The 13,702-nt window shown below is 71.3% G+C and carries 14 protein-coding genes; 7 read left to right on the top strand and 7 right to left on the bottom strand.

All coding sequences use genetic code 11. The annotated features are described in order from the left end of the window. Positions 1-159: 159 nt before the first annotated feature. The 3 genes from OG792_RS27075 to OG792_RS27065 form a co-directional block, all read right to left on the bottom strand. Complete coding sequence (locus OG792_RS27075; protein ID WP_442932314.1) at positions 160-624, bottom strand: globin; 465 nt, start codon at positions 622-624, stop codon at positions 160-162. A gap of 33 nt (positions 625-657) precedes the next feature. Beyond that, the gene (locus tag OG792_RS27070; protein WP_329103538.1) at positions 658-2,043 is read right to left on the bottom strand and encodes an MFS transporter; all 1,386 of its coding nucleotides are present in this window, start codon (positions 2,041-2,043) and stop codon (positions 658-660) included. A gap of 271 nt (positions 2,044-2,314) precedes the next feature. Further along, complete coding sequence (locus OG792_RS27065; RefSeq protein ID WP_442932313.1) at positions 2,315-3,373, bottom strand: mechanosensitive ion channel family protein; 1,059 nt, start codon at positions 3,371-3,373, stop codon at positions 2,315-2,317. Between the two features lie 324 nt (positions 3,374-3,697). On the opposite strand from OG792_RS27065, the gene OG792_RS27060 reads away from it, so the two are divergent. Beyond that, on the top strand, positions 3,698-4,234 hold the full coding sequence (locus OG792_RS27060) for an HNH endonuclease (protein WP_329103536.1): 537 nt from the start codon (positions 3,698-3,700) through the stop codon (positions 4,232-4,234). 115 nt (positions 4,235-4,349) lie between these two features. Here OG792_RS27060 and OG792_RS27055 read toward each other — a convergent pair whose 3' ends face one another. From OG792_RS27055 to OG792_RS27045, 3 genes are all read right to left on the bottom strand, one after another. Continuing rightward, positions 4,350-5,189 (bottom strand): class F sortase, encoded by an 840-nt coding sequence (locus tag OG792_RS27055; RefSeq protein ID WP_329103534.1) that lies wholly within the window; start codon positions 5,187-5,189, stop codon positions 4,350-4,352. 13 nt (positions 5,190-5,202) lie between these two features. Beyond that, positions 5,203-5,625 (bottom strand): hypothetical protein, encoded by a 423-nt coding sequence (locus tag OG792_RS27050; protein WP_329111453.1) that lies wholly within the window; start codon positions 5,623-5,625, stop codon positions 5,203-5,205. Positions 5,626-5,885: 260 nt separating this feature from the next. After that, complete coding sequence (locus OG792_RS27045; RefSeq protein ID WP_329103531.1) at positions 5,886-6,344, bottom strand: Lrp/AsnC family transcriptional regulator; 459 nt, start codon at positions 6,342-6,344, stop codon at positions 5,886-5,888. A 203-nt stretch (positions 6,345-6,547) separates the two neighbouring features. Between OG792_RS27045 and OG792_RS27040 the strand changes: the two genes are divergently transcribed. The 4 genes from OG792_RS27040 to OG792_RS27025 all read left to right on the top strand — a co-directional run bounded on the left by OG792_RS27040 (position 6,548) and on the right by OG792_RS27025 (position 9,752). Further along, the gene (locus OG792_RS27040; protein ID WP_442932506.1) at positions 6,548-7,522 is read left to right on the top strand and encodes a tryptophan 2,3-dioxygenase; all 975 of its coding nucleotides are present in this window, start codon (positions 6,548-6,550) and stop codon (positions 7,520-7,522) included. 56 nt (positions 7,523-7,578) lie between these two features. Continuing rightward, on the top strand, positions 7,579-8,850 hold the full coding sequence (kynU, locus tag OG792_RS27035) for a kynureninase (RefSeq protein WP_329103527.1): 1,272 nt from the start codon (positions 7,579-7,581) through the stop codon (positions 8,848-8,850). Between the two features lie 169 nt (positions 8,851-9,019). Further along, positions 9,020-9,334 carry an aa3-type cytochrome oxidase subunit CtaJ gene (gene ctaJ / locus OG792_RS27030; protein WP_442932312.1) on the top strand — a complete coding sequence of 105 codons (315 nt, stop codon included), beginning with the start codon at positions 9,020-9,022 and terminating at the stop codon, positions 9,332-9,334. A gap of 7 nt (positions 9,335-9,341) precedes the next feature. After that, on the top strand, positions 9,342-9,752 hold the full coding sequence (locus OG792_RS27025) for a DUF5130 family protein (RefSeq protein ID WP_329111451.1): 411 nt from the start codon (positions 9,342-9,344) through the stop codon (positions 9,750-9,752). Between the two features lie 75 nt (positions 9,753-9,827). On the opposite strand, the gene pepN is transcribed toward OG792_RS27025, so the two are convergent. After that, entirely contained in the window at positions 9,828-12,377 is a 2,550-nt protein-coding gene (gene pepN / locus OG792_RS27020) for an aminopeptidase N (RefSeq protein WP_329111450.1), read from the bottom strand. A gap of 241 nt (positions 12,378-12,618) precedes the next feature. Between pepN and OG792_RS27015 the strand changes: the two genes are divergently transcribed. Then, positions 12,619-13,221 carry a DsbA family protein gene (locus tag OG792_RS27015; protein WP_329111448.1) on the top strand — a complete coding sequence of 201 codons (603 nt, stop codon included), beginning with the start codon at positions 12,619-12,621 and terminating at the stop codon, positions 13,219-13,221. Between the two features lie 171 nt (positions 13,222-13,392). Next, positions 13,393-13,683, top strand: coding sequence for a hypothetical protein (locus OG792_RS27010; protein ID WP_329103525.1), 291 nt, complete (start codon positions 13,393-13,395; stop codon positions 13,681-13,683). Positions 13,684-13,702: the final 19 nt, after the last annotated feature.

Below are 13,702 nucleotides of genomic sequence, written 5' to 3'. Positions count from 1 at the left end.
CCCCTTCCCGCCCCGTCCCCGCCCGTTCCCCCGTCGATCTTGCACTTGTGGCGCCCGAATTAGGGCAACCGTCCCTATTTATGCACGACCACAAGTGCAAGATCGACGCGCCGTGGGGGGGTGGGGGTGGGGGTGGGGGGGTGCGTGGGGGTGGGTGGGTTAGGGGGTTTGGGGTGGGGTGGCGGGGGTGTCGTCGTTGGTGTTGACCATGAAGTAGGCGGCTCGCTCCAGGTAGTCCCAGAGCGTCTGCTCGTACTCCTGGGGTAGGGCCAGGCTGTCCACGGCCCGGCGCATCGCCCGCAGCCAGGCGTCGCGCTCGGCCGGTCCGACCCGGAACGGCGCGTGCCGCATCCGCAGCCGGGGGTGTCCCCGCTGTTCGGAATAGGTGCCCGGGCCGCCCCAGTACTGCATCAGGAACAGGGTCATCCGGTCGGCCGCCGGGCGCAGATCCTCTTCGGGATAGAGCGGGCGCAGCAGCGGGTCGCTGGCGACCCCGACGTAGAACTCGTCGACCAGCTTGCGGAAGGTCGGCTCGCCGCCGATCGCTTCGAACAGGGTCGCCGGCGTACGCGCCTGGTCGCCCTCACCTGGAGACGTCACCGTTCCATCCTGCCAGGTGCGCATTGATCGGTCGCGGCGTGGTCGGCGCGGGCCTGATCACAGTGTGCTGACGCCGCTCGGCGAGGTCGGGGCACCGGGTGCCCGGTCGCCGACCGGCTCGTCCGCCGGGCGGTGCGCCTCGGCCGGGGCCGGTGACTGCCGGGTGGCCTCCGCGATGGCGGCGTTGAACTCGGCGGTGGTGGGCCACTGGGTCGCGACGACCAGCATCAGCAGCACCCCGCCGACGCTCCACAGGCCGACCACGAGCGGGATGTCGAACTGCCCGGCCAGGACCCCGGTGACCAGTACGGCACCGCCCTGGAGCACCTGCATCCCGCTGCTCATCACGCCGAACGCCCGAGCCCGGAAACCGGGCGGCAGGGCCTGCACGAACAGCCCGTTGGCGACCGGCAGCAGACCGGCCACGGCGAAGCCGCTGACCAGTGCCATCAACGCGATCAGGGGCGGGGTCGGGTTGAGTAGGGCCGGCACCAGGGCGAGCGGGGCCAGCACCGCGAACGGGCGGATCAGTGCCCGGCGCAGGTCCGGCCGCAGTCCCCGCCCGATGGTCAGCCCGCCGAGGATAAAGCCGAGCGGGCTGGCGATCATGATCATGGCCTGGGTGAATCCGCGTCCGGGATGGTCGCCGTCCGAGACCGCCGCGAACTCGGCCGCCCAGCCGGCGGCCAGGCCCTCCGGCACGATCGCGAAGAGCATCGAGGCGAAGACCACTATCGCGATGGCCCGCAGCACCGGCGTGCCGAAGACCAGCCGGAAGCCCTCGGCGGTCTCCCGGAGCAGGTGGCTGCGGTGCTCCTCGCTCATCGCGGCCGGTCGCTGGTGGATCCGGAACCGGATCAACGCGGCGGAGAGCGCGAAGGTGCCGGTGTTGATCAGCAGCGCGGCACTCGGGTTCAGCGTGGCGACGGAGGCGCCGAGCACGTACCCGACGATCTGGGCGGCCTGGCCGGTGCTGGTGCTGACCGCCAGACCGACCACCAGGCGGTCACCGGTGAGCAGCATCGGGATCAGCGCCGAGCGGGCCGCCTGGCTCGGCGGATTGGCCAGGGTGATGCCGAACAGCAGCACCAGGATGACCGGGACCGGCAGGCCGGGGATCGCGATGATGCCGATCAGCACCATCCGGGTCAGGTCGCAGACCACCATCACGGTCCGGTACGGATGCCGTTCCGCCACCGCGGCGAGCAGCGGACCGCCGACCAGCCAGGGCAGGAAGCTCACCGCGAACGCGGCGGCGGAGAGGGCTACCGAACTGGTCTCCTGGAAGACGAGTACGGTGACGGCGGCACGGGCCAGATAGTCGCCGAGCCAGGAGAACGCGTTGGCCGTGTAGAGCGCCCGGAACTCCGGCTGCGCGAACACCTCGCGGAACGTAGCCGGCCCTTCGGGCGTACGTGTCGCGTCGGACACGGGGGCCTCCATCGTTCTCGACCGCTGACCAACCGAGATGGAGCCGTCGGGAAACGTTTGTCAGACGTCAGGGGGCAAGTTGTCCTCGTCACGCTCCGAGAGGAGCTTGTCCCGGATTCTGCCCGATCGTCAGACATCTGGCTAGGGTGAAGGGGTAGATCGTCGCATCCTTGACTGAACGAACGGACGATACCTGACCGCCCGTGTGGTCCGCGACCCCCGCTTGCCGGCGACCTGACCCCCGTTTCCGTAATCACCCCGTGCCCGCCCGCGAAACCGCCGCTCAGGTGGCTCCACCCTGGCCGGTCTCGTGACCCTCCGGCGGTGGCGACGGCGACCGCAGGTACATCCGCGAGGCCGCGATCTGTGCCGTGATGCCCGAGTTCTCCAGTGCCTCGGCCAGCCGCCGACGCAGCTCCCGTCCGACCGGCAACTGACCATCCGCGGTCGTTTTGACCACCGTACGGATCACCGCACCGTCCACCGTGACCTGTTCGACGCCGAGCACCTCCGGTGCCTCGACGATCTCCGGTGCGAGTTCCGGGTCCACCGCCACCGACGCCGCCGCCGTACGCAGCACCGCGGTCGCCTCCTCCGTACCGGCGAAGCCGATCGGCATGTCGACCACCACCATCGCCCAGCCCTGGCTCTTGTTGCCGACCCGGATGATCTCGCCGTTGCGGATGTACCAGAGCACGCCCCGGCCGTCCCGGATCGTGGTGATCCGCAGCCCGACCGCCTCGACCACCCCGGTCGCCTCGCCGAGGTCGACCGTGTCACCCACCCCGTACTGGTCCTCCAGCAGCATGAACAGGCCGGCGATCAGGTCCTTGACCAGCGTCTGGGCGCCGAAGCCGAGCGCCACCCCGGCGATTCCGGCGCTGGCCAGCAGCGGTGCCAGGTTGAAGCTGAGTTCGCTCAGCACCAGCAGTACGGCGATCCCGAAGACGATGGCGGTGACCAGGCTGCGCAGTACCGAACCGATCGCCGCGGCCCGTTGGCGCCGCCGCTCCGGTACGACCAGCGACGGGTCGACCGCGGCGGTCGGGATCCGCTCCCGCAGCGGCTTGAGTACGGTCGGCACGCCCTCCGCGGTGGCGTCCACCAGTCGGCTGATGGTCCGGTGCAGCAGGAACCGGATCAGCATCGCGACGAGCACGATCGCGATGATGCGCAGCGGCTTGATCAGGATGTAGTAGCTGCCCTCGGCGAACCAGGGGGTGTCGGTCGCGTCCAGCACCGCCCGGCACAGGAAGCTGTCCAGGCAGCTCTGGCTGGGGCGCGGGGTGGAGGTCACCGACGGGCTCGGTGTCGGTACGGCGGACAGGATCGCGAGATTCACGCCTGCCTTCGTACCGCACCGGCGGGCGCGGGTGCCCGGCGCCCCGCCGGGCAGCGGCCCCGGCGGATGTGTCCGGGGCGCGGACGCGGGCCCGACGACGCCCAGGTTAACCGGGCGGAACCGGTCATCCTGCCACAGGACACAAAAGCTTCATGAGGGACCCCGGATTAGTACGTGCAATCGGGGGTCCCATCGGGGACTATTGGCGCACGGACGCCGGTGATCTGCCGGCGTCGGCCGCGGTCGGTGACGAACCGCGCCGTCGGTCGACACACGGCAGATGACAGGAGCGGGGCGTCAGCCACGACCGGAAGGGTGATCGCGATGCCTGACATACGACCCACGGTGGGCTCTGGCTCGTTGGTGCTCAACGCTACGTATGAGCCGCTGTGTGTCGTTTCGGTGCGTCGAGCCGCGATCCTCGTCCTCTCCGCGAAGGCGGTCTGTGTCGCCGACGGCGAGGGCATGCTGCACAGCGCCCGCAACTCGCTCCCGGTCCCGTCGGTGGTCCGGCTGACCCGCTTCGTCCGGGTGCCCTACCGCAGCCACGTCGGCCTCTCCCGTCGGGCGATCTTCGCCCGGGACGGCTCGCGGTGCGCGTACTGCCGGGGGCCGGCGGAGACCATCGACCACGTCTTCCCGCGCAGCCGGGGTGGCCGGCACGCCTGGGAGAACGTCGTGGCGGCCTGCGCCAAGTGCAACCACAGCAAGGGCGACAAGACCCCGGCCGAGCTCGGCTGGCGGCTGCACGCGCTGCCGGCCCCGCCCAAGGGCACGGCCTGGCGAGTGCTCGGCCACCGCGCCCCCGACCCGCGCTGGGCCGACTGGCTCGACCTACGCGAAGCCGACCTAGCCGCCTGACCGCCCGCGACACCACCCCTCCCCGACAGTCGCACACTTTCAGAGAATGAGTGGTTATCCCGTCGTGGGTAGCCACTCTTTCTCTGTCTTTGTGCCGGGTGGGGAGGGGAGAGGGTTATGGCGGGCGGGTGGAGACGAGTGAGGCGAAGACCACCACGTTGTCCGCGTAGCCGGTGGCGCCGCCGACCCAGCGGCCACCACAGGTGATCAGACGCAGGCCGGGGCGGTTGAAGTCGTCGAACACCCGGTCGGTGGGCAGCTCCGACTTGTCGTACCGCTTGACCGAATTGACCTCGAAGACGGCCACCGACCGGTCCATCCGGGTCACCTCGATCCGGGCACCGGGCCGGACGTCGGCCAGGTCGTGGAAGACCGCCGGCCCGGTCCGGGTGTCCACGTGGCCGACGATCACCGCCGGACCGTACTGGCCCGGGGTGGGGCTCTGGTCGTACCAGCCGGCCTCCTGGTAACGGTCCGGCGGCGGTACGGCGATCGAACCGTCCGGTGCGATCCCGACCCGGTGGACCCGGGCCCGCACATCCAGCGAACCGATCGAGATGGCGGTCGGTGGGCTCGGTTCCATGACCGGGAACTTGCGCGGCGGCGGGCGGCTGCCGGAGCTGAAACCGGGCAGGAAGTTCGTGCCGGTCACGTACTGCACCCCGAACCCGGTGATGATCAGGCCCATCAGCACGATGATGATCGGTATCGGTCCGGGACGTCGCCGTACGCCGCCGCGTACGCGGGTGACCCGCTGACCGGGTGGTTGGGCGGTGCCGACCGCACGGGCCGTACCGACCGCCCGCCCCGAGCCCGGCCGCAGCGTTCCGGGCGCGGTCCGGTCGGCGGTGTCCGGGGTGACGATGCTCGCCGCCGACGCCTCGGTGGCGAGCCGCCGGGCGAGGCGGCACATCCGGCTGTGCGCCGCCCGGACCGGCGCTCGGCGTTCACCCATCGGCCGGGCTGGCTCAGGGTCCCGTCTCGGGCCGGCGCCGCGCGCTGAGCAGCCAGAGTCCGCCGCCGAGCACGATCACGGCGAGGCCGCCGGCGAGCACCAGGGGGCCGCCGAAGCCGCCGGCCGTACCGCCACCGCCGGTGGCCGGGCCCTGGGTCGGTTTGCTCATGTTCACCACGGTCAGCATGGTGTGTGCGGTGTTGCCGTTCGGGCAGTTCAGGTTCACGTCGAAGGTGCCCGGTGCCCGGTTGCCGGGAATGGTCACCGCGCCGGTGAGGAAGCCGTTGTTCGGTCGTACGACGACCCGGCCGAACGCCTGTGAGTCCACCGTCGCCTGGTTGTTGTTCCCCTGGTCGCAGCTGGCCCGGATGTTCACCCGGGTGCCCGGCTGGGCGGTGTTCGGGGTGACCTCGACGAAGGCGTTGCCGCTCTGCATGGGGGTCGGGTTCGGTGTCGGGGCCGCCGCCACCGGCGCCGCCGGCGTGGCCAGTGCGATCACCCCGGCCGTCGAGACGAGCGCCCGACGGACTGCTGCGCCACCCTGCATGACCTCCCCCTTCCGGCCGTCCGGCCGGCCACCGCGTGGTCCGCGTTCGCCCACGGTGTTCCCACCCGGCTCCGCGAATCACGCCCGATCGGCGGCCGGGCGTGATTCGGCTCCGGCCGGTGCCGATCCGCCGGGTGGTGGGGGCGGGCTCAGGGTTCGACCGGCTCCGGCGGCGGCAGCGGGGTGACCGGGTGCCAGTTCAACGGGGACGAGAGCACCATCGTGCTCGACGGCTGCCCGTACGGGGCGAGCCGGTCGATCACCTGCTCGAAGGCGTCGATCGACCCGGCGGCGACCTTCAGCACACTGCACGCGTCACCGGTGATCCGGTGGATCTCCAGCACCTCCGGCCAACCGGGGACGGACGGGTCGCGCAGGATGCACCGGGGCCCGTAACAGGACATTCGGATCAGCGCCACCACGCTCCGGCCGGCCCGAGCCAGGTCGACATGCGCGTGGTAGCCGGTCACCACCCCGGCCTCCTCCAGCCGGCGGACCCGCTCGGCGACCGCCGGTGGGGACAGGTGCACCCGGCGGGACAGCTCGCTGAACGAGAGCCGGGCATCGGCCTGCAACTCGCGCAGCAGCGCCCAGTCCATGTCGTCCACGCCACACACCTTTCCTTCGTGAAGTGGTTTTCCAATCTAGCCGCGCAACCGGAGGGTCGGAACGGTCAGGCGCCGTTGGTTCGGCATTCCGCGCCCCGGCCGCCAGGGGAGATCATGACGCTAGGCCGACAGCGGAGAACGCCGGGCCGACGGAGGGGAAGGGGACGGCGATGACGAACCCGGAGCGTGGGGCAGCGGTGACGGTGGTCGGGGACCCGACCCGTACCGGTGGGGTGATCCGGCAGGTGAACGCGGCCGAGCGGGCCGCCCGCGCGGCGGCGAACGCGGGCGAGCCGACGCTGGAGTTCGTCGACCGTACGCCGTACGACGCGTACGTGCACGCCAGCACCCTGCACACGTTGCAGCAGACGCTGAGCAAGGATCCGGGCGAGATGTCGTTCCTGATGGTCAGCCAGATCATGGAGCTGTACTTCGGCCTCACCTGTTTCGAACTGCGCGAGACCCGGCAGCGGTTACGCGATGACGACGTCTGGGGTTCGCTGCCCTCGCTGCGCCGGGCGGCGCTGCACCTGGAGGGGCTCAACGCGGCCTGGCGCGGCCTGCGCTGGATGACCCCGGCCGACTTCAACAAGTTCCGCGACCTGCTCGGCGAGGGCTCCGGCTTCCAGTCCGCGATGTACCGGCAACTGGAGTTCCTGCTCGGCCTGAAGACCGCCTCGCTGGTCCGCCCGTTCCGCCGCCAGCCGGCGGTGTACGAGGCCCTGGTCGACGCTCTGCACGAACCGAGCCTCTGGGACGAGACGCTGGCGCTGCTCGCCCGCCGGGGCTTCGATCTCGCGGTCGCCCCGCCGGACCGGGACCCGACCGACCCGACCGAGTCGACCGACCCGACCGAGTCGACCGACCCGACCGAGTCGACCGAGTCGACCGAGTCGACCGCGCCGACTGAGCCGACTGAGCCGGACGCGGCGGTCGAGCGGGCCTGGGTCGAGATCTACGCCGACACCGGCCCGGAGAACCTGCTGCGCCCGCTCGGCGAGGCGCTGACCGAGGTCGCCGAGCAGTTCGGCGACTGGCGCTACCAGCACCTCAAGGCGACCCAGCGGGCGATGGGCGCCAAGGCCGGCTCCGGTGGCTCGGGCGGCGTGACCTGGCTGCAACGGAGCATGGCCCGTACGGTCTTCCCCGAGCTGTGGTCGGCCCGGACGCTGATGTGACGTACGGGTCGACCGACCGGGAACCGGAACACCCCTTTCGCGAAGTGGACGAACGCATGCACGCTGCCGAAGAAGAAGCCCACCGTCTCGACGCCGCCGACCCCGGACACCGGGACCTGTTCCTGATCCCGCCGGCCGAGGGCGGCCGGTACGCCGACAGCGCCTACCTGGTCGGCAACTCCCTCGGCCTCCAGCCCCGGGCGACCCGTACCGAACTGCTGGAAGAGCTGGACAAGTGGGCCCGGCTGGCGATCGAGGGCCACTTCGAGGGTGACCGCCCCTGGACCCCGTACGTCGGGTTGCTCACCGGACCGGCCGCGCGACTGGTCGGCGCCCTGCCGGCGGAGACCGTGGTGATGAACACCCTCACGGTCAACCTGCACCTGCTGATGGTGTCGTTCTACCGCCCGTCCGCCGACCGGTTCCGGATAGTCATCGAGGACGGCGCGTTCCCGTCGGACAGTTACGCCGTCCGCAGCCAGGCCGCCTTCCACGGGCTCGACCCGGACGAGACGGTGGTCCGGCTGCGCGCCCGGCCGGGCGAGGAGAACCTGCGCACCGAAGACGTGCTCGACTACCTCGATCGGGAGGGTGACCGGGTCGCGCTGGTGCTGCTCGGCGGGGTCAACTACCTCACCGGCGAGCTGATGGACATCGAGGCGATCACCCGCGCCGGTCGGGCGGCCGGTGCGGTGGTCGGCTGGGACCTCGCCCACGCCGCCGGCAACGTGCCGCTGCGGCTGCACGACTGGGATGTGGACTTCGCCGCCTGGTGCACGTACAAGTATCTGAACTCGGGGCCGGGGTCGGTGGCCGCCGCGTTCGTGCACGAGCGGCACCTCGGCAACCCGGACCTGCCCCGGTTCGACGGCTGGTGGGGCAACGAGCCGGCGACCCGGTTCGAGATGACGGCGGAGATCCGCCGGCCGGGCACCGCCGACGCCTGGCAGGTCTCCAACCCGCCGATCCTGGCGATGGGCCCGGTCCGTACGTCGCTGGAGCTGTTCGACTCGGTCGGCATGGTCGCGCTGCGCGAGCGGAGCGTCCGGTTGACCGGGTACGCGTTGCGCCTGCTCGACGAGGTCGTGGCGACCCGGCCGCTGACCCTGCTGACCCCGCGTGACCCGGATCGGCGCGGCGCCCAGCTCTCGCTGCGGATCGGCCGGGGCGGTGCCGCCGAACTGGCCCGTCGGCTGCGGTTCGAGCACGGGGTGCTGACCGACTCGCGGGAGCCGGACGTGATCCGGGCCGCCCCGGTGCCGCTCTACTCGACGTACCACGACTGCTGGCGGCTGGCCGACGCGCTCGCCCGTACGGTCGGGCAGTAGCCCGGCGGGTGGTATGGCAGGTCAGCGGGGGGTGGGATCACCACCCCGAGATACGCGGCGCGCCGCACTCCGATACCGTTGACATCGTCTGAGTCGGAGCGGACCGGCAGCCTGGCCGCCCAACCCTGGGCCGGGTGTTTGGTCCCTATCACGCCTGGGAGCGTTGAGGTTGTCTGCTACCGAGCAGTGGACGGTTACCGACACCTTGCTGTATTTCGTCGGGATCCCGGCTGCCGTGGTGCTGGTGATCGCCGTGCTGGCGCTCGCCGGTAGCGGCGGACGGAGTGCCCGACGGTATCGGCCGGGACGGCCATTCGACTTCACCCCGGTCTGGTTCCTGTCCGCGCCGGAGAACCTGGCCGGTTCGGCCGCCGCAGCCCTTCGGGGCAGCGGCCGGGCCGCCGAGCTGACCGGCGCGGAGACCGAGACCACGGGTACGCCGAGTCAGGCGGGCACAACGGGAGGCGCAAGTGACCGCTGGTGAGCAGGCGTTGACGAAGTACAGCCCGGCGGAACCGGAGCCGGCCGGCCACCCGGACGTGCTCGACGGTCCGTTCTCGACCCGCCAGCTGCTCCGCATCGACGAGGCGCTCCGCCTCGCCGACCAGGGCAGCGGGCTGGTCTTCACGGTCTACGTCGGTGCCCTCGACGAACCCACCCGCGAACACGCCGTACGGCTGCTGGAACAGCTCGCCGAGCCGGCCCGGTCGGTGCTGATCGCCGTCTCGCCGAACCAGCGGCTGCTGGAGGTGATCACCGGTGCCGAGTCCCGCAAGCGGATCCCGGACCGGGACGCCAAGCTGGCCGCGCTGTCCATGGTGGCCGCCTTCGGTGGCGGCGACCTGGCCGGCGGCATCATCAGCGGTCTCGACCAGCTCGCCAGCCGCGCCGGCAAGGCGTAACCCGCCGCTACGAGATACCCCGCTACCACGAGAAACCCGGCCGCGTCGGCTGACGCGGCCGGGTTCTCTGTGTACTCAGGCGGTGGCGGCGTCCCGGGCGCGGGCGTCGATCGCCCGGACCACACCGTCGCGACCCTCGGTCACCAGCCGGCGCAGCGGTGCCGGGTGACCCGGCTGGGCCAGCCACTCGTCGGTGGCGGTGATCGTCTCCGGGCTCACCTGGTAGGCCGGGTAGGCCAGGATGACGAACTCCTGCGCGGGCTCGCTGTCCCGGCTCGCCCAGACCCGGCCGAGTGCCTCGAAGTACCGGCCCGTGTACGGCGCCGCCAACTCCACCTGGGCCGGGTGCTGGAAGCCCTGAAGCAGGGCCCGGCTGCGCCAGTTCGGCAGGATCTCGTCCCCGGTCAACGCCGCCCAGACCTCGGCCTTGTGCTCGGCCGTCGGCACCAGCGCGCGGGTCAGCGCCGCCTCGCGCTCACCGCTCGCGGTCCGGTCACCGGCCAGCTCGGCGTCGATCTCGGGGGTGCCGGCGGCACCGGTGGCGACCAGGGCCCGCAGTACGGTCCAGCGCAGCTCGGTGTCGATGGCGAGCCCGTCCGGCACGTCGGTGCCGTCGAGCCAGCCGCGCAGCGTGGCCAGGTCCTCCTCGGACCGGGCCGCCGAGGCGTAGGTACGCGCCCAGGCGAGCTGTAGGCCGCTGCCCGGTTCGGCGAGCCGGACCGCGGTCCTGGCGGTACGGGCCAGGTCCGCCCAGCCGGTCGGCGCCCAGTCCGGGTCGGCGTACATGGCGAGCGTGCTGGCGGCCTGACGCAGGGTCTGGGTGACCAGGTTGATGTCACTCTCGGCCGGCAACCCGGCCAGCACCAGCGCCACGTAGTCGCGGGCGGACAGTTCGGCGTCGCGGACCATGTCCCAGGCGGCGGCCCAGCACAGCGCCCGGGGCAGGGACGACTCGAACGCGCTGACGTGCTGCACCACCGTCGCCATCGACCGCTCGTCGAGGCGCAGCTTCGCGTACGTCAGGTCGTCGTCGTTGAGCAGCAGCACGTCCGGCGCGGCCACCCCGGCGAGCTGGGTCAGCTCGGTGGCCTCACCGGACACGTCGACCTCGATCCGGTCCCGCCGGACCAGCCGGCCGTCGCGCAGGTCGTACAGGCCGACGCCGATCCGGTGCGTACGCAGGGTCGGGTAGTCGGCGGGCGCCTCCTGGCGGACGACCACCCGCTCGTACGTGCCGTCGGCGGCGATCGTCACCTCCGGGCGCAACGTGTTGACCTGCGCCGTCTCCAGCCACTGGGCGGCGAACTTGCGCAGCTCCCGGCCGGAGGCCGTCTCCAGTTCGGAGAGCAGGTCGTCGAAGGTGGCGTTGCCCCACGCGTACCGGCCGAAGTAGCTGCGCAGACCGTCCCGGAACGGCTCCTCGCCCACGTACGCGACGAGCTGCTTGAGCACGCTGGCGCCCTTGGCGTACGTGATGCCGTCGAAGTTGACCTCGACCGCCTCCAGGTCCGGCATCTCGCAGTAGACCGGGTGGGTCGAGGTGAGCTGGTCCTGCCGGTAGCCCCAGTTCTTCCGGATGGACAGGAAGGTGGTCCACGCGTCGGAGAACCGGGTGGCGTGCGTGTTGGCCCAGTGGCTGGCCCACTCGGCAAACGACTCGTTCAGCCACAGGTCGTTCCACCAGCGCATGGTGACCAGGTTGCCGAACCACATGTGGGCCAGCTCGTGCAGGATCGTGTTGGCGCGCTGCTCGTACTCGAAGTCGGTGACCTGGGAGCGGAAGATGTAGTGCGTCTCCGAGTGGGTGACGCAGCCGAAGTTCTCCATCGCACCGGCGTTGAAGTCGGGCACCCAGAGCTGGTCGTACTTGGGCAGCGGATAGCGGACCCCGAACTGCTCGTGGAAGAAGTCGAAGCCCTGCGTGGTGATCAGGTGCAGGTCGTCGGCGTCCATGTGCTCGGCCATGCTGGCCCGGCAGTAGTAACCCATGCTGATGCCGTCGTGGCTGTACCGGACCTCGTGGTACGGGCCGGCGCAGAGCGCGGTGATGTAGCTGCTCATCCGGGCCGACTCGGCAAAGTGGACGGTCTTTGTCGCGCCGCCGTCGGTCTCCTCGGCCACCACCGGCATGTTGGAGATCGCCCGCCAGTGCGCCGGAACGGTGGCGTGCCAGGTGTAGACGCTCTTCAGGTCGGGCTGGTCGAAGCAGGCGAAGACCCGCTGCGCGTCGGCCGTCTCGAACTGGCTGTAGAGGTAGGTCTCGCCGTCCACCGGGTCGACGCTGCGGTGCAGGCCCTGCCCGCTGGCCGAGTAGAGGAAGTCGGCGTCGACGACCAGGGTGTTCTCGGCCGCGAGATCGGTCAGGGTGAGGCCGTTCTCGGCCGACCAGGTGTCGAGGTCGACGGGCGCGCCGTTGAGGGTGGCCGCCCGGACCGAGTCGGCGGCCACCTCGATGAAGGTGCTGGCACCGGGCTCGGCGCAGCGGAACCTGACTTCGGTCACCGACCGGAAGGTGCGGTTGTCGGCGGCGAGGCCGCCGGAGGTCAGATCCAGGCTGATGTCGTACCCGGCGACGTCGAGCAGGCGGGCCCGCTCGGTCGCCTCGACCTGGGTAAGGTTGCGCACTCCCGGCACGTCATATCTCCATCCGCAATTCGCCCGCTGTCCTCACTGACAGCGAAGATCCACCCCCGGTGGCTCCCGTCGAGTGTTTCACGTGGGGGAGCGGGCGGGGGTGGTCCAACTCACGGTCTCATCTCCGTGCTGTCCGGGTGTGTCCGGGGTGAAGATTTGTTCAGGTGGATTGCAATTCGTCTTATCTTGGATATTGAAGGGAGTCGCCGTGCCCGAGCGCGCGAGCGTCACGATGTACTTTGACCCGGCCTGTCCCTGGGCGTGGATGACCTCCCGCTGGTTGCTGGAGGTGGAGCAGGTCCGCCCGGTCGACGTGGAATTCCGGGTGATGAGCCTGGCGGTGCTGAACGAGGGCCGGGACCTGCCGGCGGAATACACGGAATTCCTCAAGACCGCGTGGGGTCCGGTGCGCATCTGCATCGCCGTCGAGCAGAAGTACGGCCAGCAGGCGGTACGGGACCTCTACACCGCGCTCGGCACCCGAATTCACCCCGGCGGCGAGAAGCGGGGCCCGGAGCTGTACGCCGCCGCACTGGCCGACGTCGGCCTGGACCCGGGACTCGCCGCCGTGGCCGACGCGACCGAGTACGACGAGGCGCTGCGGGCCAGCCACGAGGCCGGTATGCGGCCGGTCGGCACCGACGTCGGCACCCCGGTGATCCACGCCCCCGGCCCGGTCGACGGCGAGACGGTCGCCTTCTTCGGCCCGGTGGTCACCCCGGCCCCCAAGGGCGACGCCGCCGGCCGGCTCTGGGACGGCGTGCTCCTGGTCGCCGGCACCCCCGGCTTCTACGAGCTGAAGCGCTCCCGGACGATCGGCCCGATCTTCGACTGACCGGCCCGATCTTCGACATCGGCCCGATCTTCGACATCGGCCCGAACCGGCGACACCGGGCGGGCCGGTGGTACGGCGTGACCGGGCGGTGACCCCGCTCGTTGGACCCAGCGTCCGTCGCGGCCGGTGCCACCGGCCGCCCGGTCACGTCGACCCACCGGAGAGGCCCCGATGCCGAAGCACCACCACGACCGTGACCAGCACCCCGCCATGACCCCCGAGGTGGCCCGGAACCTGGGCGGCGCCTACTGGTCGGTGGACGACTGCCGGTGGCCGGCACTGCACCCCGGTCTGCCCGAGCACCTGGCCGACCTGGTCGCCCCGCCGATCGTGGTCGGGGCCGCGCCGGTGCCGGCCAGCGCGCTGGCCGCCACGTCGCCGGTGGCGCGCCGCCGGGCCGGTCGGCACCGCCGTACGGCACCGATCGGCGCAGCGTCGACCGGTCGGGCGTCGGGCGGCTGAGCGTCGGCCGCAGGCAGGC

The organism is Micromonospora sp. NBC_01699 (assembly GCF_036250065.1).
GTDB lineage: Bacteria > Actinomycetota > Actinomycetes > Mycobacteriales > Micromonosporaceae > Micromonospora_G.
The sequence above is the reverse complement of the archived record's forward strand: the minus strand, read 5'-3'. Positions and strand labels throughout refer to the sequence as shown.

Coding starts and splice junctions, on each gene's coding strand:
- OG792_RS27075 (WP_442932314.1), bottom strand. CDS start 624: ATGCGCACCTGGCAGGATGGAACGGTGACGTCTCCAGGTGAGGGCGAC.
- OG792_RS27070 (WP_329103538.1), bottom strand. CDS start 2,043: ATGGAGGCCCCCGTGTCCGACGCGACACGTACGCCCGAAGGGCCGGCT.
- OG792_RS27060 (WP_329103536.1), top strand. CDS start 3,698: ATGCCTGACATACGACCCACGGTGGGCTCTGGCTCGTTGGTGCTCAAC.
- OG792_RS27055 (WP_329103534.1), bottom strand. CDS start 5,189: ATGGGTGAACGCCGAGCGCCGGTCCGGGCGGCGCACAGCCGGATGTGC.
- OG792_RS27050 (WP_329111453.1), bottom strand. CDS start 5,625: ATGCAGAGCGGCAACGCCTTCGTCGAGGTCACCCCGAACACCGCCCAG.
- kynU (WP_329103527.1), top strand. CDS start 7,579: ATGCACGCTGCCGAAGAAGAAGCCCACCGTCTCGACGCCGCCGACCCC.
- OG792_RS27015 (WP_329111448.1), top strand. CDS start 12,619: ATGTACTTTGACCCGGCCTGTCCCTGGGCGTGGATGACCTCCCGCTGG.
- OG792_RS27010 (WP_329103525.1), top strand. CDS start 13,393: ATGCCGAAGCACCACCACGACCGTGACCAGCACCCCGCCATGACCCCC.